23 protein-coding genes are annotated in these 26,083 nt (G+C 64.3%); 12 read left to right on the forward strand and 11 right to left on the reverse strand.

Features of this window, described 5'->3' with window-relative positions; translation table 11 throughout:
• Positions 1–17: 17 nt before the first annotated feature.
• Both AAGA68_06465 and AAGA68_06470 read right to left on the reverse strand, forming a co-directional pair.
• Positions 18–1,355, reverse strand: coding sequence for a 2-oxo acid dehydrogenase subunit E2 (locus tag AAGA68_06465; GenBank protein MEM9384684.1), 1,338 nt, complete (start codon positions 1,353–1,355; stop codon positions 18–20).
• A 2-nt stretch (positions 1,356–1,357) separates the two neighbouring features.
• The gene (locus AAGA68_06470) at positions 1,358–3,376 is read right to left on the reverse strand and encodes a transketolase C-terminal domain-containing protein (protein MEM9384685.1); all 2,019 of its coding nucleotides are present in this window, start codon (positions 3,374–3,376) and stop codon (positions 1,358–1,360) included.
• Positions 3,377–3,601: 225 nt separating this feature from the next.
• Between AAGA68_06470 and AAGA68_06475 the strand changes: the two genes are divergently transcribed.
• From AAGA68_06475 to AAGA68_06520, 10 genes are all read left to right on the forward strand, one after another.
• On the forward strand, positions 3,602–4,087 hold the full coding sequence (locus tag AAGA68_06475; protein MEM9384686.1) for an Lrp/AsnC family transcriptional regulator: 486 nt from the start codon (positions 3,602–3,604) through the stop codon (positions 4,085–4,087).
• 240 nt (positions 4,088–4,327) lie between these two features.
• Positions 4,328–5,335, forward strand: a complete 1,008-nt coding sequence (locus AAGA68_06480; GenBank protein ID MEM9384687.1) for an N-acetylornithine carbamoyltransferase — start codon at positions 4,328–4,330, stop codon at positions 5,333–5,335.
• Complete coding sequence (locus AAGA68_06485) at positions 5,332–6,558, forward strand: argininosuccinate synthase (protein MEM9384688.1); 1,227 nt, start codon at positions 5,332–5,334, stop codon at positions 6,556–6,558. The genes AAGA68_06480 and AAGA68_06485 overlap by 4 nt, the downstream gene beginning before the upstream one ends.
• Positions 6,555–7,700 (forward strand): acetylornithine deacetylase, encoded by a 1,146-nt coding sequence (locus tag AAGA68_06490; protein ID MEM9384689.1) that lies wholly within the window; start codon positions 6,555–6,557, stop codon positions 7,698–7,700. Before AAGA68_06485 ends, AAGA68_06490 begins: the two co-directional genes overlap by 4 nt.
• Before the next feature lie 2 nt (positions 7,701–7,702).
• On the forward strand, positions 7,703–9,016 hold the full coding sequence (locus tag AAGA68_06495) for an acetylglutamate kinase (protein ID MEM9384690.1): 1,314 nt from the start codon (positions 7,703–7,705) through the stop codon (positions 9,014–9,016).
• Positions 9,013–9,963 (forward strand): N-acetyl-gamma-glutamyl-phosphate reductase, encoded by a 951-nt coding sequence (gene argC / locus AAGA68_06500; GenBank protein ID MEM9384691.1) that lies wholly within the window; start codon positions 9,013–9,015, stop codon positions 9,961–9,963. Before AAGA68_06495 ends, argC begins: the two co-directional genes overlap by 4 nt.
• Positions 9,960–11,309 carry an argininosuccinate lyase gene (gene argH, locus AAGA68_06505; GenBank protein ID MEM9384692.1) on the forward strand — a complete coding sequence of 450 codons (1,350 nt, stop codon included), beginning with the start codon at positions 9,960–9,962 and terminating at the stop codon, positions 11,307–11,309. The genes argC and argH overlap by 4 nt, the downstream gene beginning before the upstream one ends.
• 11 nt (positions 11,310–11,320) lie before the next feature.
• Complete coding sequence (locus AAGA68_06510) at positions 11,321–12,712, forward strand: tetratricopeptide repeat protein (protein ID MEM9384693.1); 1,392 nt, start codon at positions 11,321–11,323, stop codon at positions 12,710–12,712.
• Entirely contained in the window at positions 12,709–14,439 is a 1,731-nt protein-coding gene (locus tag AAGA68_06515) for a CRTAC1 family protein (protein ID MEM9384694.1), read from the forward strand. The genes AAGA68_06510 and AAGA68_06515 overlap by 4 nt, the downstream gene beginning before the upstream one ends.
• A 13-nt stretch (positions 14,440–14,452) precedes the next feature.
• Complete coding sequence (locus AAGA68_06520) at positions 14,453–14,893, forward strand: YtoQ family protein (protein MEM9384695.1); 441 nt, start codon at positions 14,453–14,455, stop codon at positions 14,891–14,893.
• A gap of 34 nt (positions 14,894–14,927) precedes the next feature.
• Here AAGA68_06520 and AAGA68_06525 read toward each other — a convergent pair whose 3' ends face one another.
• On the reverse strand, positions 14,928–16,703 hold the full coding sequence (locus AAGA68_06525; protein ID MEM9384696.1) for a PP2C family protein-serine/threonine phosphatase: 1,776 nt from the start codon (positions 16,701–16,703) through the stop codon (positions 14,928–14,930).
• On the reverse strand, positions 16,660–17,583 hold the full coding sequence (locus tag AAGA68_06530) for an HDOD domain-containing protein (GenBank protein ID MEM9384697.1): 924 nt from the start codon (positions 17,581–17,583) through the stop codon (positions 16,660–16,662). Before AAGA68_06530 ends, AAGA68_06525 begins: the two co-directional genes overlap by 44 nt.
• Positions 17,584–17,762: 179 nt before the next feature.
• On the opposite strand from AAGA68_06530, the gene folP reads away from it, so the two are divergent.
• Positions 17,763–19,106 carry a dihydropteroate synthase gene (folP, locus tag AAGA68_06535; protein MEM9384698.1) on the forward strand — a complete coding sequence of 448 codons (1,344 nt, stop codon included), beginning with the start codon at positions 17,763–17,765 and terminating at the stop codon, positions 19,104–19,106.
• Between the two features lie 23 nt (positions 19,107–19,129).
• On the opposite strand, the gene AAGA68_06540 is transcribed toward folP, so the two are convergent.
• From AAGA68_06540 to AAGA68_06550, 3 genes are read right to left on the reverse strand one after another with little or no spacing between them, the layout of a single operon-like run.
• Positions 19,130–19,693, reverse strand: a complete 564-nt coding sequence (locus AAGA68_06540; GenBank protein ID MEM9384699.1) for a DUF447 domain-containing protein — start codon at positions 19,691–19,693, stop codon at positions 19,130–19,132.
• A gap of 8 nt (positions 19,694–19,701) precedes the next feature.
• Positions 19,702–21,147 carry a DUF6513 domain-containing protein gene (locus tag AAGA68_06545; GenBank protein MEM9384700.1) on the reverse strand — a complete coding sequence of 482 codons (1,446 nt, stop codon included), beginning with the start codon at positions 21,145–21,147 and terminating at the stop codon, positions 19,702–19,704.
• Between the two features lie 30 nt (positions 21,148–21,177).
• A complete protein-coding gene (locus AAGA68_06550) occupies positions 21,178–21,555 on the reverse strand; it encodes a 4a-hydroxytetrahydrobiopterin dehydratase (protein ID MEM9384701.1) in 378 nt (125 codons plus the stop codon).
• Positions 21,556–21,701: 146 nt separating this feature from the next.
• Between AAGA68_06550 and AAGA68_06555 the strand changes: the two genes are divergently transcribed.
• Complete coding sequence (locus AAGA68_06555; protein MEM9384702.1) at positions 21,702–22,592, forward strand: dihydrofolate reductase family protein; 891 nt, start codon at positions 21,702–21,704, stop codon at positions 22,590–22,592.
• 65 nt (positions 22,593–22,657) lie between these two features.
• Here AAGA68_06555 and fae read toward each other — a convergent pair whose 3' ends face one another.
• The 4 genes from fae to AAGA68_06575 all read right to left on the reverse strand — a co-directional run bounded on the left by fae (position 22,658) and on the right by AAGA68_06575 (position 26,062).
• The gene (gene fae / locus AAGA68_06560; GenBank protein ID MEM9384703.1) at positions 22,658–23,170 is read right to left on the reverse strand and encodes a formaldehyde-activating enzyme; all 513 of its coding nucleotides are present in this window, start codon (positions 23,168–23,170) and stop codon (positions 22,658–22,660) included.
• A gap of 99 nt (positions 23,171–23,269) precedes the next feature.
• Positions 23,270–24,187: a triphosphoribosyl-dephospho-CoA synthase gene (locus AAGA68_06565; protein MEM9384704.1), complete on the reverse strand. Its 918-nt coding sequence runs from the start codon at positions 24,185–24,187 to the stop codon at positions 23,270–23,272.
• 10 nt (positions 24,188–24,197) lie between these two features.
• A complete protein-coding gene (gene mch, locus AAGA68_06570; protein MEM9384705.1) occupies positions 24,198–25,175 on the reverse strand; it encodes a methenyltetrahydromethanopterin cyclohydrolase in 978 nt (325 codons plus the stop codon).
• Entirely contained in the window at positions 25,172–26,062 is an 891-nt protein-coding gene (locus tag AAGA68_06575; GenBank protein MEM9384706.1) for an NAD(P)-dependent methylenetetrahydromethanopterin dehydrogenase, read from the reverse strand. The genes mch and AAGA68_06575 overlap by 4 nt, the downstream gene beginning before the upstream one ends.
• Positions 26,063–26,083: the final 21 nt, after the last annotated feature.

The raw sequence follows: 26,083 nt of genomic DNA on the forward strand, positions 1-26,083 counted from the left end.
GGCGACGGGCGCCCGCGCTACCCGTCCCGCCACCCTTCTAGCGTCGCTACCACCTTGCCGAGGAAGCGGTTTGCCGTGTACGCGTCCAACACGCGGTGATCGAGCGATAGGGTCAGATAGCACAAGGGGGCGATACGGATCACATCCTCGCCCTCCAGCTCACGAACCACCACCTCCTTACGCAGCTTTCCAACGCCTAGGATCGCTGATTGCGGTTGATTGATGATGACGGGGGCCGCGAGCAAGCTCCCACTCACGCCGTGGTTGGAGATGGTGAAGGTACCGCCCTGCATGTCCTCGGGCACGAGTCTTCGCGCCCGCGCACGTTCGGTTATCTCTCCAAGGCCCTGCGCGATACCGAACAAATTTCGTTGGTGCACGTCGCGTAGCACGGGCACCACGAGACCGTCCTCTCCCAGGGCAACGGCGAGCCCCACATGAATGCCCTCCCACAAGAGCAGATCGTCGCCGTCCAGGGAGCTGTTCACCTCGGGCACTTCACGCAAGGCCCCAGCGACAGCCGCTACGAAGTAGGCGGTGAGGGTCAGATCGACGCCGCGACCCCGGTAGTCCTCCCGATGAGCCTTGCGGTGGGCGAGCACCCAGGTCATATCACACTCGAACACCGTCGTGACATGGGGTGCTGTCTCCAACAAGCTTCGCGAGAGGTGCTCGGCGATGGCGCGACGCATCGGAGTGAGGGGGACTCGACGCGCGGCGCCATCGTCGGCACACGGGGGCGTGCCATTCGGCTCAGGGGTAGGCGCCGGGAGTGGTGTCGCCGTCCCCTGTCGTATCGGCTCACCCTGTTGCTGCTCACCGTGGCCGGCGCGGCCATCGAGGTAAGCGCGGACATCGGCCGCGCTCAGACGCCCGTCGCGACCGGAGCCGCTAACGCTCTGCAGGACAGTGGTGAGGTCCAGTCGGTTCTCGGCCAGCACTCGCTTCACAGCCGGGCTCAGCCGCCGACTTGCGTTACCGCTACGCGGCACAGCCTCCTTGCGATCGTTATCGTGCGCCAAGGCCTGCCTTGAATCCACGTCCGCGGGCGATGACGTCATGGCGTCAGATCCTGCAGGCGAAATGTGTGCGACCACGGACCCCGGCGGTAGCTCATCTCCGACCTGGAAACACCATTCGGACAGCACGCCGTTGCAGGGGGCCGCCAGCTCCACGACCACCTTGTCGGTTTCCACTTCAGCGATCGGCTCGTGGGCGGAAACCGCATCCCCGGCTGCCTTTAGACAGGTGCCGAGCACGGCACGAGTGCCGTCTTGCAGATCCTGCTCCATACTCACACGTACCGTGCTACTGACCGCCCGTGCGTCACCGGCGCTCGGGGTCTGCGAGCCCATGCTCAAAACTCCAACAGCGCCCGCGCAGCGTTCTCGATATCGCTCGCGCTGGGTACCGCTGCTTCAAGCAGCGCAGGACTGTGGGGGCTGGGGATGTCGGCCATCGCCAGGCGACGCACGGGCGCGTCCAGGGCGAAGAAGGCCTCGTCGGTAATCGTCGCAGCAATCTCGGCGCCGAACCCCGCTGTGAGGTTGTCCTCGTGCACGATCAAGCAGCGCCCTGTGCGTTGGACGGCGCGAATGACGCACTCTCGGTCCCATGGCACGAGCGTGCGTAAGTCGATCACCTCCACCTCGCCCGCGCCAGCGGCGGACAGGGCGCGGCCAGCTTGCTCGGCGCGAGCCACCATCGCGCCCCAGGTGATCAGACTCAGGTCTTTGCCCGGGCGCACTACGCGCGCCTGACCGAAGGGTAGAACGTAGTCGTCACCCGGATAATCCGCGCGGGCGCTGGCGGCATCCAACAGGGCACGATGCTCAAAGAAGATCACCGGATCGTCGCCGCGTAGCGCGCTTCGCAGCAGGCCCGTGGCGTCTTGCGCGTTCGAGGGGAAAGCGAGCTTCCAACCGACCGCATGCGCCCACTTCACCTCACCGGTCTGGCTGTGCCACGGATCGCCACAGCGAAAGAACCCTCCGGGCATGCGCACCACGATGGGTGCAGCGAATCGATTCCCGGTCCGCCAGCGCATGCTTCCGCAGTCGTTGAGCTGCTCTTCAGCAGGATCCGCGTACTTTCGAAACTGAATTTCTGGCACCGGCAGCAACCCAGCCATGGCCATGCCCACGGCCCGACCGATGATGCCCTCCTCACTCAGGCTCGTGTCGAAAACTCGGGCGGCACCGTGGCGCTGAGCCAGGCCGAGGGTTGCGCCATGCACGCCGCCCTTCGCGCCCACATCTTCACCGAACACAACCATTCGCTGGTTGCGACTTAGCTCCGCATCGAGGGTGCGACGAATCGCGGCAAGCATGTTCACCCGGCCCGGTTCGGCCTTGAGCTCCAACGTGCCGGCGAGGTGGGGCACACCGGCGCCGCGTAGCCCACCCACCTGCTGCGTTTCGTCCGGGTCGGAGAATACGAAACGGGTCACCGCCTGAGGGTCCAAGGTGGGCCTTGCGAGGACACGATCTAGCGCGTTCTCAACGGTGGCCCGCGCCACCTGCGCATGCACCTGCCAATCGTGCTCGCTCATTTGCGTTGGCACGAGAAAGTCGTGAAGCCGGACCAGCGGGTCACGTCGCGCCTCGGCCTCCAGCTCTGCCGAGCCACGGTAGGCTTGCGTGTCTTGGGCCGAGTGGCCACTCAGGCGAGGCACGGACAGGCGGAGCATGGCGGGGCGGCGCTCGCGCCGTACGTAGGCCACAGCATCTGCAGTCTTCGATGCCGCTGACTCGGGCATGGTCCCGTCACCCTCAATGATGTGGAGGTTGCCGTAGCCCGACAAGTTAGCGGCGATGTTACCGCCCGGTGTCTGGACCGTGGACGGCACGGAGATGCCGTAGCCGTTGTCTTCCACGAAGAACAGCATGGGGAGACTCTGAGCGGTGGCGATGTTCAGCGCCGACCAGAAGCCATTGGTGGCGCAGGACGCATCTCCGCCCATTGCAACGGCGATCGCCTCAGCACAGTCCTCGCCAAGCGACCGCTCCCGGTAGGTCAACGCCTGGGCCCAGCCAGCGACCGGCGTGTACTGCGCGCCCACGCCACCGCACATGGGCAACATCTTCGGGCCATCAGGGCGCGGCAGATTGAACACCACGCCGATGTCGCGCCCGTCACTGAAGCCGCCAACCTTCATCAACGGGCCCGCCAGGGCTTCCTCAGGCTCAAGCCCCAAGCCCAGCATCATCGGTCTCGACCGGTAGTAGCCGTTCACCGCGTCGGCCGGATGGGTCAAGCGCTGCGCGAGCAACAGCTGGGCGAGATCGTGCCCGCGGGCAGAGAACTGGTAGAAGAGCTTGCCCTGTGGCAAGAGGCGCTCTTCCTCGATCGCATCGAGGGCCCGGGAGAGGTGCATCAGACGGGCGAGTTCTGGCCAATCGAAACTGGCGCTGCCATCGCCGCTGGAATGGGCCCCGCTGCCGCGGGCCAAGGGGGTCGCCGCCACCATCGTCGCTCGCTCCCACGTTCATATGTTTCAGGAAGTCTAGAGCGGCAGGCGAGCAAGGTGTTGTCCTTTTCTTTGGCAAAGCGGCGCAACATGGGTAGGATGTTGCTCAAATTTAGTCTTGACCGAAAGAATATGCCTACCGACCTCGATGACGCTGACTATCGCATCCTGCACCAACTGCAAGGAAACGCGCGTCTGTCGAACAAGGCCCTCGCCGAACGCGTGGCCCTCTCCGCCTCGCCTTGTTGGCGGCGGGTGCGGGAGCTCGAGGACCAGGGGGTCATCGCCGACTACGTAACACGCCTGGATCGCCATCAACTCGGCTATCGCATCTTGGCGCTGGCGAGCGTGTCTTTGGAGAACCACCATACCGAGTCGGTGGCGGCCTTCGACGGGGCGATCCAAACCTGGCCTGAAGTTCTTGAGTGCCACAAGATTAGCGGCGCTTATGACTACATGCTCAAGGTCGTCGCCGAGGATCTGGCGAGCTACGACGAATTCATCTCTAACCGCGTCCTGCAGCTGTCCTGCGTGCGCGAGCTGAATACCACCTTCTCCATGCGGGAGATGAAGAGCACTACCCGCCTCCCCCTGCCCGGTGACACGTGGGCGAGATGACGACTTGTCAGCGCCGTTAGACGATGGTGAAATGCAATGATGACGAACGTAAGCGCGCCCACCGCCATCCGTCGCCGACTGCGACGCCGACGCTCCCGAAGCATCCCCGGGTAGAGCACGCGCGCGCAGGCGACACACAGGCCGCACACCGTTCCTCGAAAGCCCGGCATCCGCTGGGTTTTTTTGCATCTGAAGCTCAGTCCGCCGCCGCCCACCCCTACGACTGGACACCAAAAACGCATGCGACACTTCCTGACCACCGCCGATTGGTCACGCGACGAGTTAGCTCACCTGTTGAGCGAGGCTGCCAAGCTCAAACGGGCGCGCTTCAACGATGCCCTCGCCGAGCGCAGCATCGCCCTGCTTTTCTTCAATCCTTCGCTTCGAACGCGAACGTCCTTCGAGCTCGGCATGCACGAACTCGGCGGCAAGGCCATCGTGCTCCAGCCGGGAAAGGACGCGTGGGGTATCGAGTTCGAGCCTGGTGCGGTCATGGATGGCGACGCGGAAGAGCACATCAGCGAGGTCGCCGGGGTGCTCTCACGCTACGTCGATCTGATCGGGGTACGTGCCTTTCCCAAGTTCCAAGATTGGACGGTGGACCGCGAGGATCGTCTACTCAACGCCCTGGCCAGCCACGCCAGCGTACCGGTGATCAACATGGAGACTATCACCCACCCGTGTCAGGAACTGGCCCTGATGCTCACCCTAAAGGAGCACCTGGGGCGCTTGGACGGAAGACGCTTTCTGCTCACCTGGACGTACCACCCGAAGCCCTTGAACACCGCGGTGGCGAATTCAGCCCTCCTCATCGCCTCAAAGTTCGGCATGGACGTCACCTTGCTTTGCCCAAACGTGGACTATCTCCTCGATAAGCGCTACATGCACCTAGGCCAAACCTTCGCTGAGCAAAACGGTCGTTCCCTGAAGGTCACCCACGATGTAGACGAGGCCTACGAAGGCGCCGACGTGGTCTACGCCAAGAGCTGGGGCGCGCTGCCCTACTTTGGTCGCTGGGAAGAGGAGAAGCCCGTGCGAGAGGCGCACCGCCACTTCATGGTGGACGAGGCGAAGATGGCGCGCACGGACCGCGCACTGTTCAGCCATTGCCTGCCCGTGCGACGAAACGTGAAGGTAAGTGACGCCGTGCTGGACTCCCCGGCATGCGTCGCCCTCGATGAGGCGGAGAACCGCCTGCACGTCCAAAAGGCCCTAATGATCGATCTGCTGCAGAGGACCGGCTCATGAGCAAGCCCATCGTACTCGCCTTCTCTGGCGGCCTAGACACCAGCTACTGTGTGCCATGGCTGCGCGAACAGGGCTATGAGGTGACGACCCTCTTCGTCGATTCCGGCGGCGTCAGTCGCGAAGAGGTTGACGCCATCGAAGCTCGCGCGCATGAACTGGGCGCCGTGCGCCACATCACCTTCGAGGGTGGCGAGCGCCTTTGGCAAGACGTCGTGATCCCCCTGGTAAGAGCCGGCGCTACCTATCAGGATCAATATCCCCTGCTGTGCTCCGATCGCTACCTTGTCGTGCAACGATCCTTGGAACTGTGTCGCGAAATTGGTGCCTCGCACTTTGCCCACGGGTGCACGGGCATGGGCAACGATCAGGTGCGCTTTGATATCGCCGCCAAAACCCTCGGCGATGCATCTGGAGGCATCACGATCGTCGCTCCGGTGCGCGAGGCGCAGGCCCAGGTGGATGGCGTGAGGGACTACGAGATGGCCTACCTGCGCGAGCGTGGCTTCGAAGTATCGGCGAAGACCAGCCGCTACACGGTGAACGAGAACCTACTCGGGGTCACCATCTCAGGCAACGAGATCGACGAGTGGCAGGCCCCCGGCGAGGGCACCTGGCAACTGTGCCGACCCCGCGCCGAATGGCCGTCCGAGCCGATGTCCGTGCAGATCGACTTCGCCGACGGCGTAGCCGTAGGCCTAGACCGTGTGCCGGTGGCCGGCGCCGAGCTGCTGCAGACCCTCAATCAGCGCTTGGGTACATACGGCGTCGGCCGCGGCATCTACACGGGCGATACGTGCGTGGGCCTGAAGGGCCGTATCGTGTTCGAGGCGCCCGGGCTTACAGCGCTGCTGACTGCCCACCGCGCGCTGGAAGAAGCGGTGAGCTCACGCCTGCAAAACCGTTTCAAGCCGATGGTCGCTGACAAGTGGGTGGAACTCGCTTACGAGGGACTGTTCTTCGATCCGCTAAGAGCCGATCTCGAGGCCTACCTGGCAAGCGCGGAGCGCACGGTCAACGGCCGGGTGACCCTGTCGACGGACGGTGCGCAGGTGCAAGCGACGGCTGTGGAATCGCCACACCTGTTGCGCGACGCCGAGGCAGTGTACGCACAAAGGGCGAGTTGGAGCGGCGTTGAGGCCCAGGGGTTCATTCGCTTGTTCGGCCAGAGCTCTCGCCTTTGGTCTCAGGTCAACGGCAGCAGCCTGACGGAGAACGACTCATGACCGATAGGCAGACCTTGGTGCAGACCCTCGAGCACCTGCGCGCCCTGGTGTCCTTCGATACGCAGAACCCACCGCGGAACATCGACGAGGGCGGCTTGTTCGCCTACGTCGCAGAGCAACTTCCCGACTTCCGCGTCACGGTCGACAACCTCGGCGACGGCTGCGTGTCGTTGCTGGCGGTACGAGGTGAGCCCGACACCGTGTACAACGTGCATATGGATACGGTGCCTGGTACGGCGCACTGGCAGCGGGATCCGCTGACTCTCAGTGTCGAGGACGATCGCGCCTACGGGCTCGGCGCCTGCGATATCAAGGGCGCCGCAGCTTGCCTACTGACGGTGGCATCACAGAGCGCTAGCCCCATGGCGCTGCTGCTCAGCTCCGACGAAGAGGCCGGGAGCAATCACTGCATCCACAGCTTCTTAGGGACCGACCATGGCTTTCGCCGAGCTGTGATCGCCGAGCCGACCCAGTGTGAAGCGGTACTTTGCCATCGCGGCATCAACTCTTGGGCGGGCCGCTTCGCCGGCGAAGCAGGACACTCGTCCCAGGCGCGCGCCCTCACCGACAGCGCCCTGCACCAGGCAGCCCACTGGGTTAGCGCTGCCGTTCGGTGGGCCGAATGCCAGCAGCGAGAGGCTCAGTTCGACAGCTTGCAAGGGCTCTGTTTCAACACGGGCACGCTGCACGGTGGCGTCAAGAACAACGTCATCGCACCATCAGCTGAGGTCACCTTTGGCTTTCGCCCGCTGCCGGGCCAATCGCCGCAAGCCTTGGCTCTGGAGGTGCACTCGCTTCACCAGGGACCACATCCAGTGCAATGGACGCCGCGCTACGCGGGCCCCGCCCTACCGGACGCCGACGCGCACGGTGGTTTCGATCAGGCTCTGGCCCACGCAAGCGCCTTGGCGCATGACCTGGGGCTGCCGATCGGCGCTGCGGTGGACTTCTGGACCGAGGCGGCCTTGTTTTCCGCGGCTGGGCTCCCTGCGCTGGTCTTCGGCCCAGGCGCTATAGAGCAAGCACACACAGCGGACGAGTGGGTCAGCCTGGAGCAGTTGAGCACTGCGCTCGGGCACTACCAGCGCATCTTCGGCGCGGCGGCGGGCACTAGCCCTCCGGCGGCGATCGGCGGAGGCTGAGCATGAAGACCCGTCGTCTGGTGGTGCAGCTGCTCGGTAGCATCGGCAGCACCCGGGAGATTCGCCAGTACCTCCAACGCTTCTCAGGCCTGGATACGCACAGCTTCGCGGTGGTCAAGGTGGGCGGCGCAATCCTGCGCGACCAGCTGGACGATCTCGCCGGCTCCTTGAGCTTTCTGCACCAGCTCGGGCTGTTCCCGGTGGTCGTGCACGGGGCTGGACCTCAGCTCGACGAGGCCCTAGACGCCGCTGGCATCGAACGCCACTACCACGAAGGGATGCGTTGCACGTCGGCCGAGGCGATGCCTCATATCCGCGCCGTCGTCCTGCGCCAGAATCTCGCCCTGGTAAGCGCGTTGGAGCGCAATGGAGCACGGGCCCGATCGATTCTCACGGGCACCTTCGAGGCGCAGCTCATCGATCAGCCGACCTACGGCTACGTGGGTCGGGTCGAGCGGGTACATACGGAGGCCATCGATGCCAGCATCGAGGCAGGCTGTATTCCCGTGCTCGGATGCCTGGGCGAGACTACCGGCGGGCAGACCCTGAACGTCAATGCAGATCTCGCTGCCAACGAGCTGGTCGCAACCCTGCAGCCAAACAAGATCGTGTTCCTCACGGGCACGGGCGGACTTCTCGATGAGCACGGGGAGATCCTGTCCTCCATCAACTTGCGCACAGACTACGACGCGCTGATGAACGCCGCGTGGGTGCACTCCGGCATGCGGGTAAAGCTGCAGCAGATCAACGCCCTGCTCCAGCGACTGCCACCGGACAGCTCCGTGTCCATCACCCGTCCCCAAGCCTTGGCGCGCGAGCTGTTTACGCACGGCGGCGACGGCACTCTCGTGCGTCGCGGAGAACAGGTGCACGCCTACGACTCGTGGCAGGCGCTAGATCGCGAACGGACGCGATCGTTGATCGAGTCCGCCTTCCAGCGTCGACTCGTGCCCGGGTACGAGGAGCGAGTGCCCCTGAGAGCGGCCTACATATCCGACAGCTATCGCGCAGGGGCCATCATCGGCGATTGGAACGGCATTGCCCGTCTAGACAAGTTCGCCGTTGCCGACCAAGCGCGTGGGGAGGGGCTCGGGCGGGTCATCTGGGAACGCGTACGCACCCGACACCCGAGCATGTTCTGGCGCTCACGCCCGAGCAACCCCGTAAACGACTTCTACTTCGCACAGAGCGATGGATGCATGAAGGGCGATGACTGGAATGTCTTCTGGTATGGCCTCGACGACTTCGACCTGATTCGCGGCTGCATAGAGCACGCCCGATCGCAGGCACCGAGCCTCACGGACCACCCGCAATGAGCGCTCGGGTCGCGCTGATTGGCGCCCGGGGGCACACGGGCAGCGAGCTCGTAAGACTGATAGATCAGCATCCTCAGCTGCAGCTGGCCGCTGCCGGCTCGCGAGCGTTGGCAGGAGAGTCGGTCGGGGCGCACTACCAAGTTGATTCGACGCTCACCTTCGAGGTCCTTGCGCCGCAGAGCCTTGGTGCGCGTGACGGGGAGTTCGATGTCGTGATCCTAGCGCTGCCTAACGGGCACGCGGCCGCTTACGTCAACGCCTTGAGCGCTCAGCGCCAGCTCCCCCTCGTGATCGACCTCAGCGCCGATCATCGCTTCGACGATCGCTGGTTTTACGGTCTGCCCGAACTGACGGCCCATCGCTACGCGGGACAGCGGCTGATCGCCAATCCTGGCTGCTACGCAACCGCTATGTCCCTAGCCCTCGCCCCGATGGCTCAGGACCTGAGAGACGGCGTGGCCTGCTTCGGCGTCTCTGGCTACAGCGGCGCCGGCACCAGCCCGTCCCAGCGCAATGATCCCAATCGCCTGCATGACAACCTGCTTCCTTACGCCTTGACCGACCACGTGCATGAGCGAGAAGTCAGCCACCAGCTGGGTATGGGCGTTGCCTTCACGCCGCACGTGGCGCCGTTCTTTCGCGGCATTAGCATGACCGTAACGGGTTGGTTGCGAGAGGCGGGCGCCGCCGAGGATCTCGCTGACCGCTTCGCCAACTGGTACGCCGAGCATCCACTCATCGTCGTTGGCGAGGGTATCCCGGAGCCACGTGCCTTGGTCGGGCGTCACGGTGCGCAAATCGGCGGTTTCGGGCGCGGCAGTCACGACACCAATCGCATCACCGTGGTGAGCGCCCTCGACAACCTCCTCAAGGGAGCTGCTTCGCAGGCCATCCAGAACATCAACCTCGGGCTCGATCTGCCCGCGCTCAGTGGATTGACCCCATGACCGATGAACGACGAGAGACCCCCTCCCCGACCCTACTATGGCGCAAGGAAGGCGCAGCTCAGGTCGACGCCGAACTAATGGCATTCATGGCCGGTGACGACATCGTGCTTGACCGAGAGCTGTTCGTTCACGACATTGCGGCGTCGCGCGTTCACGCGGCCGCGCTAGCCTCCATAAGGGTCCTGGAGGACGACGAACTGAAGGCCATCGAGGCTAGCCTCGACGCCCTCCGGGCTGCGTACACAGGTGGTGACTTCACCCTTGACTCACGCTACGAAGATGGCCACTCCGCGATTGAAGACTGGCTAACGAAAGATCTGGGTAAGCTGGGAGCGAAGATCCACACGGGGCGCAGTCGCAACGACCAGGTACTGGTGGCGAGCCGCCTCTATCTGCGTGAGGCCCTCGAGGAGGTCGAGTCACTCTGCGCGCAGCTCGCCTCGATCTGCCTGGAGCGAGCGGACGCCGATATGCTCACCCCAATGCCGGGCTACACGCACCTGCAGCGTGCCGTCGTTTCCTCTCTTGGTTTATGGTTTGCCGGCTTCGCCGAGGCGTTCATCGACGACGTAGTGCTCAGCCGCGACACGCGGCGCTGGATCGACGCCAATCCGCTCGGCACCGCCGCAGGCTACGGCGTCAGCTTGCCCCTAGACCGTGAGCTCAGCACGCGCGCACTCGCCTTCGAGCGCCTGCAGGTCAACCCGATCTACGCACAAAATAGTCGCGGGCGATTCGAGCTGCAGGCACTCACGGCGCTGTCCCAGGTGCTGATGGATCTGCGTCGAATCAGTTGGGACCTGAGCTTGTTCGCCGCCGCCGAGTTCGACTTCTTGAGACTTCCGGATCGGTACACGACGGGCTCTTCGATCATGCCCAACAAGCGAAACCCAGACCCGGTGGAGCTGCTAAGAGCGGCGCCTGCACCGGTGTTGGGAGCGATCACCGAGCTGCAGTCGCTGTTGAGCCTGCCCAGCGGCTATCAGCGCGACCTGCAGCTCACCAAGGGGCCGATGGTGCGTGGAGTGAGAGCGAGCTTGCAGGCGCTGCGCATCTCCGTCGGGCTGCTCACGGACGTCGACTTCGACCGAACGCGCATGGCTGAGGCGATCTCACCGGACATGTACGCCACGGACTACGCCTACGAGCTGGTGGCCGAGGGCATGCCTTTCCGTCAGGCTTATCGCGAAGCGGCGGCCCGGACCGAGGAGTCAGCACCGCGCGACCCCGTCGCGAGCCTGCGTCGGCGGATCTCACCGGGCGCACCGGGCCAACCGCTGCTCGATACGCTGCGCAAGCGTCTTTCTGCGCTCTCTGACGTCGGCGCCGGCGGCGGCCTCGGCTAGAATCATCGCCCATGAACAACAAGTCTATTGGTGCCCGGCATCTGGTCGCTATGCTCGTCAGCATCTGGTCGTTCTCCGCCTCGGCCCTCGAGCCGCCGCTGCCCGCATCCTTCGAGACCATCGATGCCAACGTGTCGGCCCTGGTCCGCGAGCGGGTGGCGACGATCGAGGATGCACCTGCCCCGGATCCACAGGCCTTGGCCGATCTTGCAATCGCCTACGAGGCAAACAATCTGTGGGCGCTTGCCGCTCAGACCTGGGTGCTTGCGCTGTCGCTCGGTGAGAATTCCCTATGGCGCTTTCACTACGCCTTGTGTCTTCGCGAGTCGGGCGACCTGGAAGCCTCCCTGCGCGTCCTGCAGGCCCTCGCCAAGGCGGATCCGCGCCAACCCTGGGTACAAGAACGGCTGGGCGAGGCGCTCTTCGAGCGAGGCGATCTCGAAGGCGCGGCAGCCGCCTACACGCAGATGATCGCCACGGGAGTAGTCAACCCGTTCGGTCATACGGGCCTCGGGCAAGTCCGCCTCACCCAAACGGACTACGCGGGGGCCGTGGCGTCACTCGAACGCGCGGTCGCGATCGCGCCGACCTATCGCCAGGCGCGCTACATGCTCGGCTTGGCCTACCGAGCCCAAGGCAAGCGCGAGCAAGCTGCCGAGGAGCTGCGCCGTGGGGTGGATGGCGTGCGCGCCTACTACAACGACCCCCTTTCCGATCGGGTCGATGAAGCGACGGTAAACGCACCGGCACGGCGAAACCTCGCCAACACGATGCTCGCCACCCGACGCCCCGATCAGGCCGCACAGGTACTAGAGAAGATCGCCGCTGCGGGTGAGGCCGATATCAACGATTTGAATAACCTCGCTGTGGCCTATCTCCAGCTGGGTCGCCTGGAAGCGGCAGAGAACATCCTCACCACGCTGGCGGACGAGGCACCCGAGCACTTCGGCACCCAACTGAACCTCGTTTCCGTGGCTATGCGCGAGCAAGACGTGCCCCGTGCACTCGAGCACGCGCGTCGCGCGGTCAGCGTGGCACCGCGCGTCGCCCGCACCCACCAGACCCTCGCCAGAGTTCAGGCGCAACTGCGCGACTGGCAAGGCGCTGCCGCCAGCCTGGCAAAGGCGGAGCAGCTCGACTCGCGCGATCCGCAGCTGGCCGCGATGCACGGCGATGTGCTGGTGCGCCTGGGCCGCGATTCCGAAGCAGCCACGCGCTATGCACACGCCCTATCGCTGTTCCCCGATCTCCTGCCGGTGCAGCTATCGCTCGCCAGATTACATCTGCGCGTCGGCGATAAGGCCGCGGCGCGTACGATGTATCTGCGGGCAGTAGCCTTGGCCCCGGACCACCCTGGCGTGAAGGCCGTGGGCGAAGCGCTCGCGACGTCACCCGCACCATGAGCAGTCAGACCGCGGTCGGGCTACTAACACTCCTCAGCAGCCTTCCGGGGGTCAGCGATGCAGCGGAGAGCGCTTGGTTTACCGAGGTATCGGACACTGCCTACGTAGACTTTACCCACGTTCGCGCCCTCACCACCCGCCTGTGGTTGCCCGAGATCATGTCCGGAGGCGCGGCGTGGCTCGACGCTGATGGCGACGGCCGCCTCGATCTGTACCTCGTTCAGGGAGGCTTCCTGGGCTCGCTGGCGAAGGACACTGGCGACCTTGAAGGCGCCGACCCGATAGATATGCCTACCAACGTACTCTTGCGCAACGCGGGCGATCACTTCGAGGATATCACCCTCACCAGTGGAACGGGTGACCAGGCTTACGGCATGGGCGCCGCCGCCGGGGACTACGACGGCGATGGCGACACGGATCTCTACGTGACCAACCTCGGACCTAATGTGCTCTATCGTAACGACGGTAAGGGACGCTTCACGAACGTGACCGCCAGCAGCGGAACCGGCCACGACGGCTGGGGGACGAGCGCCGCCTGGCTGGACTACGACGCGGACGGCGATCTGGACCTGTTCGTGGCCAACTACATTAACTGGGCGCCCGCCCAGGAGCTGAACTGCTTCACCGGCGGGGCGACCCGTGACTACTGCCATCCCCGTCACTACAACGCCCCTGCCGCCGACGTACTCTACCGCAATGAAGGCGATGGCACCTTCACGGACACCACCGAGGCCGCAGGCCTGGTAAGCGCGTTCGGCCATGGGCTAGGCGTGGCGGTGGCCGACCTGGATGGCGACGGCCTAACTGACATCTACGTGGCCAACGACGGAATGCCAAATCAGCTGTGGCAAAACCTCGGCGACGGCACCTTCGAGGATATCGGCCTGCTCTCAGGCACTGCCGTCAATATGGCTGGCAAGGCCGAGGCGGGCATGGGCGTTGCCGCCGTGGACGCGGACGATGACGGGGATCTCGACCTGTTCATGAGTCACCTGCGAGGTGAGACCAACACGCTGTACGTGAATGAGGGTGGCGACTTCTTTCGCGATGGCACCCCAGGGGCGGGTCTGGCGGCTCCGAGCGTGGCCTACACGGGCTTTGGGTTGGGCTTCGCTGACTTCGACTTGGACGGCATCATCGATCTTTACGTGACCAATGGTCGCGTCGGCGCCAGCCTTCCCCCGATGACGCCCGGCAAGCCCTTCGCCGAACCGAACTTGCTGTTCCAGGGCCTTGGCGCTGGGCGCTTCCGTCAGCTCGAGGGCAAGCTGACGACGAACGTTCCTGACATCGAAAACAGCCGCGCCGCCGCCTTCGCGGACTACGACGATGACGGCGACATCGACGTGCTAGTGGTCAACAATGGCGGCCCGGCACGATTGCTCCGTAATGATGCGCCGCGAGGCGATGGCCACTGGGTGGGCTTCGAGCTTTCTCAGGGAGGTCATGGTGCCGAGGTCATTCTTCGCAGCGCCGACGGGCGCTTGCGCCGGCGCGTCGCCCAACCGGCCTATAGCTATCAATCGAGCAACGACCCCCGCGTGCACTTCGGTCTTGGCGAAAGCGGCGCACTGATCGGTGCCGTGGTGCGTTGGCCCACTGGGCAGCTGGAGCGTTTCGATGTGACCAAGCCCGATCGCTACCACGCGCTCGCACGCGGCCAAGGCGCGCCCTGCGAGCAAGCGGCGGTATGCCTACCAGTGCCCACTCGCGCTGATCAACCCTAAGGAGACTGTTGTCATGGTCTGGGAAGTGTACTTGTCCGGTGAAATCCACAGCGACTGGCGTGAGCGGATCGTCCGGGGTGCGCAAAAACTCGACCTCGGCATCGACTTTACAGCGCCGGTAACCGACCACGAGGCGAGCGATGCCGCTGCTGACATGCTGGATCTGGGGGCGACCCCCTTCTGGCGCGACCACGCGTCGTCGAAGGTCAATAGCATTCGCACGCGTACGCTCATCGAACGTGCCGACATCGTGGTGGTGCGCTTCGGCGAGAAGTACAAGCAGTGGAATGCCGCCTTCGACGCTGGCGTTTGCGCGGCCATCGACAAGCCCTACATCACCCTACACGACGAGTCCATCGTCCACGCGTTGAAAGAGGTAGACGCCGCGGCGATGGCCTGGGCGCGAACGCCCGCCCAGGTGGTGGAGATCCTGCGCTACGTGACCGGCGACTGAGCCAACGCTGGGGATGCTCGGCGCGGGAGGGCGATCAAGGGGGATCGCCCACACGGACGCATATCATCGTGATGTCGTCTTCGCGCTTGCCGAATTCTGTGAAGGTCTGATGCTGATCAATCAGGGTGCCGATCATTTGCCCAGGCGCTAGATCCCCGGCCTCCCGTAGCACCTGCTCCACCCGGTCCAAGCCAAACTGCTCGCCAGCGCTGTTGCGCGCCTCGTCCACGCCGTCCGTCATCACCAGCATCAGATCGCCAGGGCGCAGATCGGCGACGGTCACGGATTCGTAGCTAGCCATCGGGAACATGCCGAGTGGAAGCCCGGTGGCCTCCAGCCGTTCAATGGCATCCTGCTCTCGTCGGAACAAGAGCATGGGGGGATCGTGGCCGGCGCTCGCGTAGGTCAGCGTTCCGGTCTGCGAATCGAAGACGGCAGCGAACAAGGTGATGAACTTATCGTCCTTCATATCCGCCTCGGCAAGTTCGTTGAGCTGCTCGAGGAGTTCCGCCAGATCGAGGGACTCGTGGCTTTGGCGGTGCAGGAGCGCGCGCAAGGCGGCGCGAGCGGTGGTCGCGATCAGAGCAGCGCCAATGCCATGGCCGGTGGCGTCCGCCACCACGAAACCGATACGTGAGTCATCGATTCGGTAGTAGTCGTAGTAGTCGCCGCTGGAGTCGTCACACGGGAGGTTGCAGCCGTCCAGGGCGACACCTGTCACCTGCGGGGCGCCGTCTGGCAGCAGCGCCTGTTGGATACTGCCGGCGAGACGTAGCTGTTCGGCGAGGGACTCGCGTTCCATGGAGTCTAGGTGGCGAATCGCATTGTCGACGCTGGTCGCGCATACCTCGGTGAGCAGTTTCAGCAGATCGATCGCGTCGCTGTCGAGATCGGGCGCGTTGGCCACTACGAGGCAACCGCGAATGCCGCTGACAGCGCTCAAGGGCAAGGCGACCAGGCTCGTTATGCGCTCGAGGGCTTCGCAGGGCACGAGTTCTTGCAGTTCTTCAGTGTTGCGAAACAAGCACGCGAGACCGTCAGCCGTGGCCAACTGCCAGACGCTGCGCCCGTCCTCCAAGCGAAACGCGGCAAGCGCCGCCTCGTCGATACCCCAGCTGGCGTGGGTGTCGAGCGTTTCCCCCTCGCGGCTGGTTAGAGCGACACAACCCACCTCGCCACAGACGCTGTCCACGGCGAGCTCGACCAGCTTGAACATGGCTCGCTCGAGATCCAACTCGCGCAGGACCACGCTCGAGGCCTGAATCATGAGTGACAGTTTGCGTCCGTCCAACGCTTGCAGGCGCGCCCGCTCTTGGCGTGTCTGCAAGGCGTAGAGCGCGAGCGCCAGGTGATCGGCGAGGGCCAGCAGGACGGCCCGTTGAATGATGTCGAGATCATCGTGAAGGAGCAGGTAACCGTAGTGGTTATGCCGCACCTCCAGGGAGACCAGCGCCGTGCATTGCAGTCCACTGGGGGTGCCGTCAGCACGAGCAACAGGGATCGCCTCATCGCCGGCCATCAGGCCAACCCGCAGCACAGGCTCGGGCAAGCTTAGGCGCTCACCCACGTGCAGCACGCTGTCGGTGGTGAGGTAGACCGTGACCTGGTCTTCCTCGCCCACCAAACGGAAGGCGATGCTCCAGCCGCTGGCGACCTCCGCTGCCTGCAGCACCTGCGTTAGTGCCCGCGACAGCTCGTCGGCGGACTCGGCCGCGTGCAGGGGCAGCGGATCGAAGACGGCGGCAGGGGCGAAGCCCGGGCGCGCCTTAGATAGCGGCGTCGCAGAACTCGAGGATGGTGACAAGGGCATCGTCGATATCGCTGGTCAATTCCGTGAATTGTTCTTCATCGATCCCCAACGCACCGAGCGCGGGGCCGTCCGGGGTAGGCTCAACCTGCTCAGCGTCATCAGCCAGACCGATGCGGCGCGTGTTGAGCAGCCAGTCGCTGATACCAACGACCGCAGCGTGGGCGCGAAAGTCCTCATCGACGCCGTCCACGTCGTGGTGGTGACCGATCACGGCGACCGCATGCTCGGGCAGTTTCCAGTGCTCGGCCATGAGAACTCCCACGGCCGCGTGGTCGGTCCCCGTCAACAGGCGCTCCCGCTTGATCCCGGCAACACCCGTCGCGGATACGCGATCTGGGAGCAGCGGGTTGAGGACAAGCTTGCCGACATCGTGCAGCAGGCCGTCGAGGAACAGCTCGTCGGTCAACGTGCGCGGCAAGCCGAGTCGAGTGACAACTTCGCCGGTAATCAACCCCGTCGCCAGCGAGTGCTTTTGCAGCCCGAAGGAGTGGTAGGGGTAGTGAGGCAGGTCCCTATCCATCATACCGGTCACGCAGGAGCTGACCACGAGGTTGCGGATCATCTTCATCCCAAGGCGCGTACTGGCTTGCTGTAGGGTTTGGCAGGGCTGCCCCGAGGAGAAGTAGGCGGAGTTCGCCATCCGCAAGACCTTGCCTGCGATGACGGCATCGCGAGAAATGGAATGCTGCAGATCCTTGGCGTCCGAATTCGGATCCTCGGTAAGCTGCATCACCTCCAGGGCCACGGCGGGAAGGGGCCCGAGTGCCTCCATCTGCCGCGCGATGCGCTCGGCGCTGACGCTGGTGGTGATGGTGGGGGCAACCTCGACGCTCGTCTTTCGGGTGAGGGCCTCGAGGCTGTCACTTTGCACTACGGGCATGGGGTTTGGCTCTTGAGTCTGTAGACGCGGTGACGCAACCCTGGTCTGGTGTCGGTTGGGGTAGGATGCGCCAGATCACAAGACTACCGAGTGCCCAAACGATGGGTCCGTGAACTGGACCGCATATCGCCAGCGCGCGGGACGCACATCCGCTTCCTTAGAAGGCAGAGCAATCGTTGATGCAAGTAATCCTTGGCTTCGGCTCTAATCACGGCGATCGTCACCACTGGTTGCGCGAGGGGATCCGCGCCATGCAACGCGTGCCCGGTTTGACCTTGCAACGAGTCTCGCCGGTGGTGGAGTCACCGGCCCTGCTGCCGGCAGGTTCACCGTGGGACTGGAACCGACCTTTTCTCAACTGTGTCGCCACCTACGAGCACGAGGCGAACGGCACCGTGGAGAGCGCGATCACCCGCCTGCGCGAGCATATCGATGCAGCGCAGGCTGCTTGTGGCCGCCCCCACCCCTCGCGCTGGGCGCCACGACCGCTCGACATCGATGTACTGCTGTTCGGCGAGGAGCAAAGAACGGTGGGACGCGTCACGGTTCCCCACCCAGATCTGCTCACGCGCAACTTCGTGCTCAGTCCACTCGCCGCGATCTGCCCGGAGCTGCGGATTCCGGGCGACACGAGCGGATTGACAGCCCTCGCCTACAGTCGCGCACTCCCCCACCACATCCCGCTTTGGATGGGCGTGTTGAACATCACCCCGGATTCCTTTTCCGACGGCGGCAAGCACCAAGACTGGGAAGCCGTAAAGGGGCAGGTGCAACGCATGAGAGAGCACGGTGTGCACCTGTTGGACCTCGGCGCCGAATCCACCCGCCCAGGTGCCGAACCCCTCGATGCGCAGGCCGAATGGGCGCGCCTAGCAACGATCCTGCTTCCCCTAGTGGAGTTCCTCGGCGACGACCCTCTGCGCCCCCTGATCAGCGTTGACACCTACCACGCGAGCGTTGCTTCACGGGCTATCGAGGCCGGTGTCCAGGTGATCAACGACGTAAGCGGGCTAGAGGCGCCAGGCATGCTGGAGGTGGCTGTCGACCATCCGGACACCACGGTGATCGCTATGCATAACCTCGGCGTGCCCGCTGATCGTGCGGTGACCCTGCCTGGCGACTCCGATCCCTATCAGATGGTGCGCGATTGGATCCTGCGCAAGCTCGAGACCTGGTCGAGGGCGGGGCTTGCGTCCGAGCGCACGGTGATCGACCCCGGAATCGGATTCGGCAAGGATGCGCTTCAGTCCCTGCGCCTGTTGCGGTCCGCGGGCGAGCTCGGCCGACTGGGCGTGCGCCTACTAGTCGGGCATTCGCGCAAGTCGTTTATGAAGAGCTTCAGTGAAGGGCCATTGGACAGCATGGAACGCGACCTGATCACCACCGGAGCTTCGCTGAACTTGTCTCAGCAAGGGGTGGATATCATCCGCGTTCACAACGTTCCGATGCACACGGACGCCTATCGGGGCTGGAGCCACCTGGTCGCGATGCCCCTGCCGCCTGCCGAGCGCAGCAATCCCTAAGGCGACGAATGCCAAGCGGCCCACTAGGGCGCGTCCGCCTTGAGGTGCGCATCGATGGCCTCCATCAGCCAGGACCAGGCCTGCGCCTCACGCGGGCCTGCCGTCTTGTCGATCGCGATGCGCAGGTAAGCCACTTCGCCGATGATCTTCTCGGCGGGCAACATCGAGAGTCGGCTAGCCAGGATCGCCCCCTCCACCACAGCCGCCTGCGCGCGATTGAAGCCAGCGAAGGGGGCATGGGTATAAGCACCAGTCTGGCGGCACCAGATGCGGGGGCGCTGCTCGTCCGGCTCCACTTCGTCGACTGCGAGCTCGCGATGCACGAGCGCACACGCTAAGCGGACGCGTCCGTCCCCAACACCGACCGTTGGCCACAGCCGCTGGCGCTTGGTCACGCAGCCAGCGAACACGCGCACGTCATCGATAAGGTTGATCACGGCCCGTTTCGTGTCAATGAGATTATCCAGCGTAGTAGACGGACGGAACGGCGCCAGCAGAAGGCGCCCATCCAGTTCGCGCACGCCCATCGGCGCGATATGGACCTGCCCTTGGGGCGCCACGGTGGTCACCACCGCCTCAGTGATCATCACGACGATTATTCCTTGTGCTGCTTCGTCTTTCGCGCTGCGCGCGCCGCCTTCGCGCGCCGTGCTTTGAGCGTAGGGCCCGGTGCGCGATAGCCGGTGGCGGGATCTACCGGCGTCGCCTTCGTTGGCGGGGTTAGGGCACCCCACTCGAGTTCGTTGTCCTGTAAGTAGCGCTTACCAAGCTGCCAAGCCACCTGCGCGCGAGCTAACTCCACGCCAAGGTAAAACGCGTGGCTCGCATCGTCGTCTACCGCGAGACCGGAGTAAAAATCGAAGGGATCCCTCCCATGCTGGTGGCCGGCGCGGTTATAGGCGTGAATCCCCTCCTCGGTCACCTGAATGCGGTAGTTGAGGTCTCGTATTTGCGCCGCGATCTCCTCGATCTCGGCCCTTGAGTGGGTGAAGGGCTTCTTCTCGTGATGGGTCATGAGATCGCCACTGTAACCCCGCGGCAGGCGTTGATCTGCCCTCGCCGCGAACATCATTCGCCTGGCCACATCTGCTTCTCGCACGGCACTGCGCGCGTGGCGGCTTACTTCGGTCGTCAGTACGGCACCCACATCGAGCTCGGAGATAACGCCGAACAACACGGCATTGACACCTGTGGTATCCGCATCCGTGAGTTCAGTCACGTTGCCTACACCCATCATGATCGGGGCCTTAGGCAAGCGCTTGCGCAAGGTCTGGTAGCGCACGATTGACTCGGTAAATCCAAAGTGAATCGGGTCCAGGATAGCGTCGGCGAAGTAGGGGCGCCCCCGGGCCTCCATCGCTGCCACCGCCTCCACTAGACTATCCAGATCCCCATGCTGCTCGGGAATCAAGATTGGGGTGCTCGCTGCCTCATCAGCGAGATGTAGCGTGCTGAGCTTGAGGCTCAAGAGGTAGTCAGCCCCCGCGCGACCGGCACGGCGAAGCTCATCCACCTCCAGCGAATCCACGCTGACCGCGAGGCCCACCTCGTGCAAGGCCTCGATGCACTCCTCGAGATGGGGGAATTCCCGACCCGGCAGGCATCCGATGTCGATCACATCCGCGCCGTCTTGCCGGTAGCGCAGCGCGCGCTCCACGACAGCCTCCACCGAGACATCAGGCGCATCGACGATCTCAGCGAATACCAACACCGAGTGACGCGTGAGGTCGACTTCGCGACCGCGCCCGCCGAAGAACTCCGATAGGTCTTTTAGGTCCTTCGGGCCGCGTTCGAAGGGGACTCCATGGTTGGCGCTGACTGCCCCCAGATCGCCCCCGCACAAGCCGGGCACGAGAATACGGTCAAAGCCAGCCACATCACCCAAGCGACGATCGATCATCTGCGCCGTCATCAACGCAGCCACCTTCAGGCCGAGATCTCGCACCTCATAGTCGAATTGACGTTTCTCGAGGGCCGCTAGCTCTCGTTCCAGGCTGTCCTTGGCAAGGCGCCCGGTCAGGAAGAGAATGCGCTCGCCCATGGCCGTGGTGATCCGCCCGTTAGCGCCCGCTCAGTCGTACTTCACGTAGCGAACGCGCGCGTCGTCCTTCGGGGTGCCCTCGAGCGCACTGTCGCTGTCCTCGCCGGGTTGCCACTGAATCACGTCCTCGATGCGCGCCGCCAACTCGAAGTCCTTATCCGTGATGCCGCCGGCCGCATGGTTCTGCAGTTTGACCAGGACAAAGGCGTAGGAGACGGTCAGATCTGGGTGATGCCACGCAACTTCGGCGAGATGCCCCACCGTATTCACCACCATCATCGTCGCCTTCCAACCGTGTGTGCGGTATTTGCGGCGAATCCATCCATCCTCGTAGTACCAGTGAGTCAGATGGGCCTGCAGATGCGCGTTGATCTGCTCTTCGCTGTAGGTCTGCTCGTCGTTCGCCATGATGCGGTTCTCCCTGCGCTGGTGACTCGCCTACGCACCCCACATGGTGGGCGCGCCTCGCCGCTCGCGTACGCGCCGAGCGTCCGCGAGCGAGGCCAGAGTGTAGACTATCGCGGCACCGCTGCCCCATCACGCGAAACGCCGTCATGACCCTCGGCCCTGAACCCTCAAAAGCTACCACTGCCCAGCTACTGCCCATGTACCCTCCGCCGTCGGACTCTGATTCGCGAGTACCCGTCCACGGGCGATACCTCGATCCGGAGGTAGCGGTGCTGGAGGAAGCAGCTCTACGTGCTGGCGAGCAGCCCCTTGTTTACGCGAACTTCGTGACCAGCCTAGACGGGCGCATCGCCCTCGGCGCCGCGGAAGGGGACTCGCATGTACCTCGCGCCCTCACGACACCCACGGACTGGCGCTTGTTCCAGGAACTGCAGGCTCACGCGGACTGCTTCATTACCCACGGTGCCTATCTGCGCGCCCTCGCGGCCGGACGACTCAGTAATATTTTGCAGGTCGGTTTGCGTGCGGACGGTGCCGACCTGTTGGCGTGGCGAGATCAACGCGGGCTCACGCGACAGCCGGCCGTCGTGATAGCCAGTCACACGCTGGACTTCGTGCTGCCGAAGTCCCTAACCGAACACGGCCAATCGGTGGTCGTCGTGACCTCGAGCGACGCACCACAGGCGCGCAAACGCCGGCTAGAGGAAGAGGATGGCGTGCAGGTAATGACGGCACAGCAGAACGGCCCGGTCGGCGCCAGCGATCTCCTAGAGGCCGTTCGCGCTCTGGGTTGTTCACGGGCCTACCTAGAAGCGGGGCCAACGGTGCTCGGTTCGATGCTTCGCGGAGGCCACCTTGGGTGCCTGTACCTCACGCTAGGGCATCGTCTGCTCGGAGGCGACGCATTCCACACCCTGGTGAATGGCCCGCCCCTGGGGCAGGACAGCGGCTCGCTGAGGATGGAGCAGCTCTATCTGCTAGCCGCCGCTAAAGGACACGACGGACAGTTCTTTGCTAGATTTCGGCCGGGACCGTAGTAGCAGGCTAAGCCCAACTAGCCAGCCGGGTGCCACGCGGCACCCGGCGGCAACTAGCGAATCCCTTAGGATACGTTAGCGGCGAACGGGTGCTCAGCGTTCTTCTGAGCAACCACTTCCTTCGCCGAAGGCTCACCTGCGATAGCACGCTTCAGCGAGATCTTGGTGGCTTCGTAGTTCCACTGCTCGATCTTCGCATCGTCGGTGGCTTCCCAGTGAATGAACACACCCACGCACACGTAGAGGTCATCCGCCTCATCAGCGGGAATCGTGCCGTCTTCCACGCACTCGACCACAGCCTTGGCAACGCCACGCTGGGCGGGGCCGAACATCTGCACCGCCTGGCTGGAACGCTTGATGGTGACCTTGTTGAACATCAGGGTGTTGGGCTTAGCCGGCACGTTCGGTGCGACCACGGCCAACAGGCTGGTGAAGCCGTCCTTGTTGTTGGTCAGCGAGTTGCAGAATGCGGTCTCGGCAGCGGAGCCGCGAGGGCCCACGATCAGGTCGATGTGTGCCACTTCGTTGGTGTCGCCCACGAGGGCCTCACCCACCATTACTCCCGTCACTTTCGCCATTAGATTACTCCTTGAGCTAAATAATCGGGCTGGGCCCTCTCATGCCCTGCCCCGTCGAGACCCTCGGTGCTCAGCCGCTCGGCGGCCGCCCCTTGAGTGTCAAGTCGATGGACGCCCTGACGAGGGCACCACGCCCGCTAGCCTGGAGACCAGCAGGGTGGCGACCGTCAGGTCGGCCGTGGTTCCTGGATTGACTCCCCTCGCTTTGAGCCGCGCGTCGAACTCGCGCAACATCGCCAGCGCCGCGGGTCCCTCCCCCTGTCGTCGCAATGAGTCTCGGACTGAACGCGCTTCCTTCTGAACGGATGCCGCTTCATCTGCGCCGAACTTGCGCCGAATATGCGTGTCGGGTACCCACGCCAGCAATCCCAAGTATAGCGCAACCACCTGCCATTTTCGGGAGGTGTATTGCTCCGTTGATGCCTGCAGTGCCGGCACACCGAGCTCGAAAACATCGACGTAGTCGTGGCTGTACTGGCGGGCGATGCGGTCCTCGCCCGCCGCACTGGCCATGACATCCCGCAAGGGCCCCGTGGCCTTGCCGCGCACGTCGTGCTGGCGGGCTTCACCCAAACCTGCTGGCGCTGCTGTGCGTATCGCCTCGAAGACCCCTTGGGTGTCGTCGACATCGAGTCCACGCAAGACCGCTTTCGCACCGTCTCGCAGGGCGCCGCCGCCGCTATGCTGCGCTGCCATCAGCAGGGGGGCCGCCAGCAGCACAATGCCGAGATTGGTATTACAACCAGCCACAGCCCACGACCCCTGGATGGCCCCCAGAACGCGAGCCCCAAGGCGCCGCGTCGGGTCGCAGAGGGCGGGCGCACTGGCCTCGGCACTGCGCGCAAAGTCGAGGGCGGTCATGCCGTGACCCGGTGAGTAGATGCTCACGTTCCCCGGCTTGGGCGCGCGCAGCTCATCCAGACAGGCCAGCAAGTATGCTCGCTGCAAGGGGTCCGCCGCCGCAGCGGCCCTGGCGGCGCTGTCATCAAGCAGCTGTGCACCGGCGGTCATTGCCATTTTACGTACGTCAGCTTCCGAAGGAACGATTTAGGAGCGTCTCATCGAGCGCACCGCCGTGAAATGTGCGCCCACTGACCACCGCGGTGACGGCCACCCGCGCTGGGCTGAACAACATGCCATCCACTTTGAAGAAGTCGTAATCGTACTCCTTGAACACCTCGGCGAAGGGCTTGCCGTAGTCGCGCGAGGTACCGCTCGGTAGAGTCTTGGCAAGCTCTTCCGCCGCATCGTCCGGTCCGGTCACGAGCAGATGCACCTGGCCGCCGAACAAGATCGTATCGTTGGTGCGTCCCATCGCCGCGAGGCCGTTGCGGATTGGGGGCGGCAGTGGGGTTGTGCCTAGACCCTCGATCACGTTCTCGAGGGGGAATCCCAGCTCGTGCGCCTTGTGCAAGGCGACCTCCACCACCCGTGCTGCGATCTGCACTACGCCAGCCAGACTTCCCGTGGGAGTCAGCACGAGGGTGAGTCCCTCGGGAGCCACGCCGCAGTCTGCCGCCACCTTTTGCACCAGCGCGTTGGGCGGCGCCTTGTCCGTTTCCAGCACCAGCACGGCCTGATCGCCCGTGTCCGTATAGGCCAGCTCTTCAAAGAGTGCCTCCTTGCGCGCCAATGCTCGCGCGGGCCCTGACCCGAGGGCATGGAAACGCGGCCCATCGCCCTCCTTGTGCGCGAGCGACCAGCCGGCGTACTGGCTACCCAGGCAGCTGATCACCGGCTGGCTGGTACGCACCTGCACCTGCCAAGGCCACTGGGTGAAGCTTGAGATGCTCTGCAAGGAGACATGCCCGAGACCTCCCATGCAGATTTCGCCGATCAAGCGCCCGGCCTCGAGGCTACCCGGCTGATCGATGCCAGCATCCACCACGGTGGCCTGCGCTAGCGTCGAGACGCCCACTCGCAGCGCCGCCGCCTGCTCGATCAGGCGGTCGACCAGCGGGGCCGCCAAGGCGTTGATCTGCACCTTGCCTGCAGCTTCGTTCACAGCAGCTCCCGCGCCCGACGGAAGGCGTCGGGGAAGTCCAAGACGACGGCTTGTTCTGCCTGCTGCATGTACTTCAGAAGATCCGACTGCACCTTGTACTTGATATCCCCCACTGCGAGGGCACCGATGCCCACCGCCCCGCCGGCGAGAGCAACATCCGCATCGCGCGGGCCTATTCCCTCAATACCGCTCGGCGGGACAGCGTTCACGTCCACGGCCACCTTCATTTGCTTGGCGTCCTGCAGCATGTCGTCGGTGATGATCCGTATCCCCGCCTTCGCGGCCGCGATGACCACCTCAGCGGACTCCAACGCGCTGCGTTTTCCATCGTCGGATTGGGCAGAAACCCACGGGATGTTGACGCCGTAGCGCTCGAAGAATCCAGTGGCCGCCGCCTCGCGCTCGGGTTTGGCCGGCGTGAGTCGGGCCAACATCGGCTTGCCATTCTCTTGGGCCACGAGCACGGCAGCACACATGCCCACCGGGCCACCGCCGAAGATCACGGTTTTGCGATCTTCGAAACCGCGACCGTCGCGCGTAATCAGTTCTGCTTCGGCCATCGCGATCATCGCTGCCGCCGTGCTGTACGCCCCGTTCGGGTCGGCAAAGACGGAAACTTCGAAGGGCGGCACCATCGCCCCTCGCGTCTGACTCAGCATCTCGGCGGCCTCGTTCACGTCCCAACCGCCGATGAATATGCCCGTTTCTCGAAAGCGCTTGGGCGGGCGCGAGAAGATCGCATCCTGCACCATCGCCACCACTCGATCCGTACCGATCCCCGTGTAAGGCACGATCACCTCGAAGCCCGCATCGACGGCCATGTTGACGTCGAAGGGACTCACATTGTCGCCCGGAACGAGCATATGAAGAATCCGCGGTATTGCCATTTGTCGCTGTCCTTGAGACCT

The organism is Pseudomonadota bacterium (assembly GCA_039193195.1).
GTDB lineage: Bacteria > Pseudomonadota > Gammaproteobacteria > Steroidobacterales > JBCBZW01 > JBCBZW01.

Coding starts and splice junctions, on each gene's coding strand:
- AAGA68_06465 (MEM9384684.1), bottom strand. CDS start 1,355: ATGGGCTCGCAGACCCCGAGCGCCGGTGACGCACGGGCGGTCAGTAGC.
- AAGA68_06470 (MEM9384685.1), bottom strand. CDS start 3,376: ATGCACCTCTCCCGGGCCCTCGATGCGATCGAGGAAGAGCGCCTCTTG.
- AAGA68_06475 (MEM9384686.1), top strand. CDS start 3,602: ATGCCTACCGACCTCGATGACGCTGACTATCGCATCCTGCACCAACTG.
- AAGA68_06480 (MEM9384687.1), top strand. CDS start 4,328: ATGCGACACTTCCTGACCACCGCCGATTGGTCACGCGACGAGTTAGCT.
- AAGA68_06485 (MEM9384688.1), top strand. CDS start 5,332: ATGAGCAAGCCCATCGTACTCGCCTTCTCTGGCGGCCTAGACACCAGC.
- AAGA68_06490 (MEM9384689.1), top strand. CDS start 6,555: ATGACCGATAGGCAGACCTTGGTGCAGACCCTCGAGCACCTGCGCGCC.
- AAGA68_06495 (MEM9384690.1), top strand. CDS start 7,703: ATGAAGACCCGTCGTCTGGTGGTGCAGCTGCTCGGTAGCATCGGCAGC.
- argC (MEM9384691.1), top strand. CDS start 9,013: ATGAGCGCTCGGGTCGCGCTGATTGGCGCCCGGGGGCACACGGGCAGC.
- argH (MEM9384692.1), top strand. CDS start 9,960: ATGACCGATGAACGACGAGAGACCCCCTCCCCGACCCTACTATGGCGC.
- AAGA68_06510 (MEM9384693.1), top strand. CDS start 11,321: ATGAACAACAAGTCTATTGGTGCCCGGCATCTGGTCGCTATGCTCGTC.
- AAGA68_06515 (MEM9384694.1), top strand. CDS start 12,709: ATGAGCAGTCAGACCGCGGTCGGGCTACTAACACTCCTCAGCAGCCTT.
- AAGA68_06520 (MEM9384695.1), top strand. CDS start 14,453: ATGGTCTGGGAAGTGTACTTGTCCGGTGAAATCCACAGCGACTGGCGT.
- AAGA68_06525 (MEM9384696.1), bottom strand. CDS start 16,703: ATGCCCTTGTCACCATCCTCGAGTTCTGCGACGCCGCTATCTAAGGCG.
- AAGA68_06530 (MEM9384697.1), bottom strand. CDS start 17,583: ATGCCCGTAGTGCAAAGTGACAGCCTCGAGGCCCTCACCCGAAAGACG.
- folP (MEM9384698.1), top strand. CDS start 17,763: ATGCAAGTAATCCTTGGCTTCGGCTCTAATCACGGCGATCGTCACCAC.
- AAGA68_06540 (MEM9384699.1), bottom strand. CDS start 19,693: ATGATCACTGAGGCGGTGGTGACCACCGTGGCGCCCCAAGGGCAGGTC.
- AAGA68_06545 (MEM9384700.1), bottom strand. CDS start 21,147: ATGGGCGAGCGCATTCTCTTCCTGACCGGGCGCCTTGCCAAGGACAGC.
- AAGA68_06550 (MEM9384701.1), bottom strand. CDS start 21,555: ATGGCGAACGACGAGCAGACCTACAGCGAAGAGCAGATCAACGCGCAT.
- AAGA68_06555 (MEM9384702.1), top strand. CDS start 21,702: ATGACCCTCGGCCCTGAACCCTCAAAAGCTACCACTGCCCAGCTACTG.
- fae (MEM9384703.1), bottom strand. CDS start 23,170: ATGGCGAAAGTGACGGGAGTAATGGTGGGTGAGGCCCTCGTGGGCGAC.
- AAGA68_06565 (MEM9384704.1), bottom strand. CDS start 24,187: ATGGCAATGACCGCCGGTGCACAGCTGCTTGATGACAGCGCCGCCAGG.
- AAGA68_06575 (MEM9384706.1), bottom strand. CDS start 26,062: ATGGCAATACCGCGGATTCTTCATATGCTCGTTCCGGGCGACAATGTG.